This window comes from Macromonas bipunctata, assembly GCF_002837135.1.
Taxonomy (GTDB): Bacteria; Pseudomonadota; Gammaproteobacteria; order Burkholderiales; family Burkholderiaceae_C; genus Macromonas_A; species Macromonas_A bipunctata.
This window is the reverse complement of sequence record NZ_NWBQ01000107.1, coordinates 1-4379: the sequence shown is the minus strand read 5'-3', so window position 1 is coordinate 4379 and position 4379 is coordinate 1. Positions and strand designations below refer to the sequence as shown.

Below are 4379 nucleotides of genomic sequence, written 5' to 3'. Positions count from 1 at the left end.
GATGGCCAGCGGGTGGCCCAAGAGTTGTTTATGGACGACCGCCTGTGGCTGTCATGCTCAGCGGAGAGCCCTTTGCGATCGGCATCCTGTGCATCAAGGAAATCATCGAATACAGCGGGCTGACCGAAGTGCCGATGATGCCTGCGTGCATCCGGGGCGTGATCAACCTGCGCGGGGCGGTGGTGCCGGTGCTGGACTTGTCGGTGCGCTTTGGCAAGCCGCCCAGCCCCATCACCAAGAAGACGTGCATCGTGATCGTGGAAGTGCGCAACGGCGAGGACAGCCACGACATGGGCGTGGTGGTGGATGCGGTCAACGCGGTGCTGGAGATCCCGCGCGGCGAGATCGAACCGGCGCCGACCTTTGGCGCCAAGATCCGCACCGACTTCATCGAGGGCATGGGCAAGGTGGGCGGGCACTTCGTGATCCTGCTCAACGTGAATCAGGTGCTGTCGATCGACGAGATCGGCGCGCTGGCGCGCGTGGCGGCGCAGGCCGAACCGTTGCTGGCCGACGCCACCGCCTGATTGGCCGACCGACCCCATCGCCTGCCGCCCGCGGCTCCGCCCGAACCTTCTTCCGACCCCCATACCGCCCCCGGCACCGCCGTCGGGGCGTTGCCTTGCCCGTGAACCCCAGCCCTTCCATCACCGACGCCGAATTCGCGCAGTTCCAGCAGTTCATTTTTGACCAGGCGGGTATCACGCTGCCATCGTCCAAGAAGTCGCTGGTCAGCGGGCGGCTGGCCAAGCGGCTGCGCCTGCACCAGCTGGAGCGTTACGGCGACTACCTGGCGCTGCTGCGCCAGCCCGCGCACGCGCACGAGCTGCAGGTGGCCACCGATTTGCTGACCACCAACGAGACCTACTTCTTCCGCGAGCCCAAGCACTTCGACTTCCTGCGCCAGCAGGCGCTGGCGGCGCGGGGTCGGGCGCAGATGTTCCGCGTCTGGAGCGCGGCCAGCTCCAGCGGCGAGGAGGCCTACAGCGTGGCCATGGTGCTGGCCGACTGCCTGGGTGATGCCACGCCGTGGGAGGTGCTGGGCACCGACATCAGCACCCGCGTGCTGCGCGGCGCCCAGCGTGCCCAGTACCCCATGACGCGCGCGCGCGACATCGCGCCCGCCTACCTGCGCCGCTTTTGCCTGCGCGGCACCGACGAGTACGAGGGCACGCTGCTCATCGAGCGCGGCTTGCGCCAGCACGTGCACTTTCGCCAGGTCAACCTCAACGAGCCGCTGCCGGTGCTGGGACATTTTGACGTGGTGTTCCTGCGCAACGTGATGATCTACTTCAGCGACGACACCAAGCGCCACGTGGTGGCGCGCGTGGTCTCGACCCTGCGCCCGGGCGGGCACCTGCTGATCGGGCACGCCGAGACGCTCAACGACATCACCGACGCGGTGCAGCCGCTGGCGCCGTCGGTGTACCGCAAGCCGGTGTGATGCGATGGTGCGCCTGCCCGATCTGATCGACATCTTCCTGCAGCCCGGCGAGTACTTTGTGGCCGATGCGGGCTACCAGATCCGCACCATGCTGGGCTCGTGCGTGTCCATCACGCTGTGGCACCCCAAGGCGCGCATTGGGGCCATGTCGCACTTTTTGCTGCCGTCGCGCCACCTGGGCGAGTACCGCAGCCCGCTGGACCTGGCCACAGCGACGCGCCCGCGGCTGGCGCACCTGGAGCACCTGCCACCGTGCTCGGCCCACCACCGCTTGGGCGAGGGCGCCCCGCAGGCGCTGGACGCGCGCTACGCCGACGAGGCGCTGTGGCTGATGCTGCGCGAGCTGTCGCAGCAGGGCGTGCCAGCGCGGGAGTGCCAGGCCAAGGTGTTTGGCGGCGGCAACATGTTTCCGGGCCAGTTCCGCGCCGGGGCCCTGCACATAGGCCGGCGCAACGGCGAGGCGGCGCGCGCGTTGCTGCAGGCGCACGGCATCCCCATCATGTCGGAGAGCCTGTTTGGGGCTGGGCACCGGCAAATTATTTTTGATGTGAGCACCGGCGACGTGTGGTCGCACCAGGTGCGGCCCACGCCACCGCCCGCGCCCCCTGTGCCGACCGCACCGCGCCGCTGAGTTCAGCGCCCGCTGGCGCCCTGGTCTGCCTGCTTGGCGTCGTGCTTGGCCTGCGCGGCGGCGTGGGCCACTTCCGCCGCGCTGCGGTAGGCGCCGGGGGGCACCGGCACCGGGCCAATCGACAGCGTGGTACACGGAAAGAAGCGTTGCACGCCGTGGCGGTCCTCGCCGTGGATGCCCCCGGCCAGCCGCGCCGGTTCGTCGAACAGCGCCAGCGCCTGCTGGGCAAACTCGCGGATGATGCGTTCGCAGCGCTGCTGCCAGTCCTCGCTCTGGAACAGGATGATGAAGTCGTCGCCCCCCACGTGACCGATAAAGTCGCGCTGCGGGTCGCAGTGCTGCACGCACAGGCGCGCCACCAGCCGGATCATCTCGTCGCCGCGCCAGTAGCCGTACTGGTCGTTGAAGGGCTTGAAGTGGTTGAGATCGGCGTAGCAGGCCACAAAGCCGGTCTGGTGCGCCAGCAGCCGCTCGATGTGCTGGTTGATGGGGATGTTGCCCGGCAGGAACGTGAGCGGGTTGGCGTGGCGCGCGGCCTCCAGCCGCACCTCGGTCAGCGTGCGGCCCAGCTGGTCGCCGGTGCCCAGCCCGATGTAGCGTCCTTGCGCGGTGATGATGAAGCCGTCCTTGAGGTAGCGCTGGTCGTGCGAGGTGAACACGCGCAGCAGCTCGTCCAGGTTGTAGTGCTGCTCGATCAGGCACGGCGCGCGGTTGGCAAAGATCATGCACGGCTTGCGCCCGTGCAGCTCGCGGAAGTACAGCGTGGCGTAGTGGTTCATGAACTGTTCGCGGTTGATGAGCGCCAGCGGGCGCTCGCCCGCCACCACCGCCAGCGCGTGCAGCGTGGGGTATTGCAGGAACAGCTCGTACACCTCGTTGTTGGTGGTGCTGATGTGGACGGTGGGGGCCCACACCACTTGCAGGCTGCCGGTGCTGCTGCCGCCGTTGCCGCTGCTGGCCTGGGGCTCGGGCGTGGCGCTGGGCGTTGCGCTGGGTGTGGCACCGGCGGTGCCGGGGGCGCTGGCGGCGTTGTCCGCCACGCTGGCCGGGCCGGGTGGTGGCGGTGGGGCGGCGCTGGGGCGCTCGTGCAGCACGCCCAGGGCGTGGTTGTGCAGCTGGAGCGTGGGGCGCACGGCGGGCTTGCCCAGCAGGTAGCCCTGGCCGTACGACAGCTCCAGGTCGCGCAGCAGGCGCAGGTCGGCCGCGTTTTCGATGCCCTTGGCAATCAGCTGCGCGCCAAACACCTGCGCCAGTCCCTGCAGGGCCTGCAGCGTCTGCAGCTTGTCGGAGTAGCGCGTCAGGTCGTGGCAGAAGTAGGGGCTGACCTTGACGTACAGCGGGCGCAGCTCCGACCACAGGCGCAGGCTGGAGCGCCCGTCGCCAAAATCGTCCAGCGCCAGCTGTATGCCCGCGCCGCGCAGCTGCTGGCCCACGTGCAGCAGCTGGGCAAAGTCGCGCACGCGCTCCTCTTCGGTGATCTCCAGCACCAGCTGCTGCGGGTTGATGCCGTGCAGCCGCACCTCGTCCACCACGTTGTGCACGCCGTGCTGCTCGCAGGCGTGTACCAGCGCGTCGGCGCTGATGTTGATGAACAGCCGCCCGCTCTCGCCGGTCTGGCCCCACTGCTTGAGCGCCTGGCACAGGCAGAACAGGTCGAACTCGCGCACCAGCCCCTTGCGCGTGGCCAGGCGTAACAGCAGCTCCGGGCGCAGGTAGATCGAATCCTTGGGGCCGCGGATCAGCGCCTCGTGCGCCCACACCGTGCCCTGGCGCAAGTCGCCAATGGGCTGGAACACGTAGCGCAGAGCGTCGTCGCGCATCAGGCCTTCGAGCACACCTTCGTCGAGCATGCCGCCCAGCGGGGCGGCGTCCTTGCGGGACAGGTGGGTGGGCTGGATCGAGTGGCTTTTCTTCATGGCGGCGCAGCGGGGGTGAAAGGCGCAATCTACGGCGCCACTGTGACCGGCGTGTTGCAACCGCGTGACCACGGCCACTGACACACAAACTACACCAAGCTGCCACGCATCCGTTACGTTGAAGCCCTAGCCCGGATATTTCACCGTAGTCCGTAGAAACGAGGACGGCATTGCCCTTGAAATGCCCGAACATCGAGGTATCGAATCTGGATGAGAGGACGGGCAATGCCGAAACCAAACTGTACACTGCAAACAACTGCCGATGAGGTTGGCGTGATTGATTTTGGCCGACTGGGCCGCCGCAAGATCGAGGGCCGCTTCGATGGCGGCAGCATGACCAGCGATGCCGGGGTGATGCTGCTGGCCGAAGTGGACCGCAGGCTGGGCT

General features: G+C 68.1%; 4 protein-coding genes and 1 pseudogene. 4 read left to right on the top strand and 1 reads right to left on the bottom strand.

All coding sequences use genetic code 11. The features are described from left to right. Positions 1-53: 53 nt before the first annotated feature. From CON76_RS12505 to CON76_RS12495, 3 genes are all read left to right on the top strand, one after another. Positions 54-527, top strand: a complete 474-nt coding sequence (locus tag CON76_RS12505) for a chemotaxis protein CheW (RefSeq protein ID WP_240592864.1) — start codon at positions 54-56, stop codon at positions 525-527. A 101-nt stretch (positions 528-628) separates the two neighbouring features. After that, entirely contained in the window at positions 629-1444 is an 816-nt protein-coding gene (locus tag CON76_RS12500) for a CheR family methyltransferase (protein ID WP_101103793.1), read from the top strand. A 4-nt stretch (positions 1445-1448) separates the two neighbouring features. After that, positions 1449-2075 carry a chemotaxis protein CheD gene (locus CON76_RS12495; protein WP_205758244.1) on the top strand — a complete coding sequence of 209 codons (627 nt, stop codon included), beginning with the start codon at positions 1449-1451 and terminating at the stop codon, positions 2073-2075. 2 nt (positions 2076-2077) lie between these two features. Here CON76_RS12495 and CON76_RS12490 read toward each other — a convergent pair whose 3' ends face one another. Then, positions 2078-3991, bottom strand: coding sequence for a GGDEF domain-containing protein (locus CON76_RS12490; RefSeq protein WP_240592863.1), 1914 nt, complete (start codon positions 3989-3991; stop codon positions 2078-2080). Positions 3992-4216: 225 nt separating this feature from the next. Between CON76_RS12490 and CON76_RS12485 the strand changes: the two are divergent. Next, positions 4217-4379: pseudogene (locus CON76_RS12485) on the top strand (IS1380 family transposase); the annotation flags it as partial.

Coding starts and splice junctions, on each gene's coding strand:
- CON76_RS12505 (WP_240592864.1), top strand. CDS start 54: ATGCTCAGCGGAGAGCCCTTTGCGATCGGCATCCTGTGCATCAAGGAA.
- CON76_RS12495 (WP_205758244.1), top strand. CDS start 1,449: ATGGTGCGCCTGCCCGATCTGATCGACATCTTCCTGCAGCCCGGCGAG.
- CON76_RS12490 (WP_240592863.1), bottom strand. CDS start 3,991: ATGAAGAAAAGCCACTCGATCCAGCCCACCCACCTGTCCCGCAAGGAC.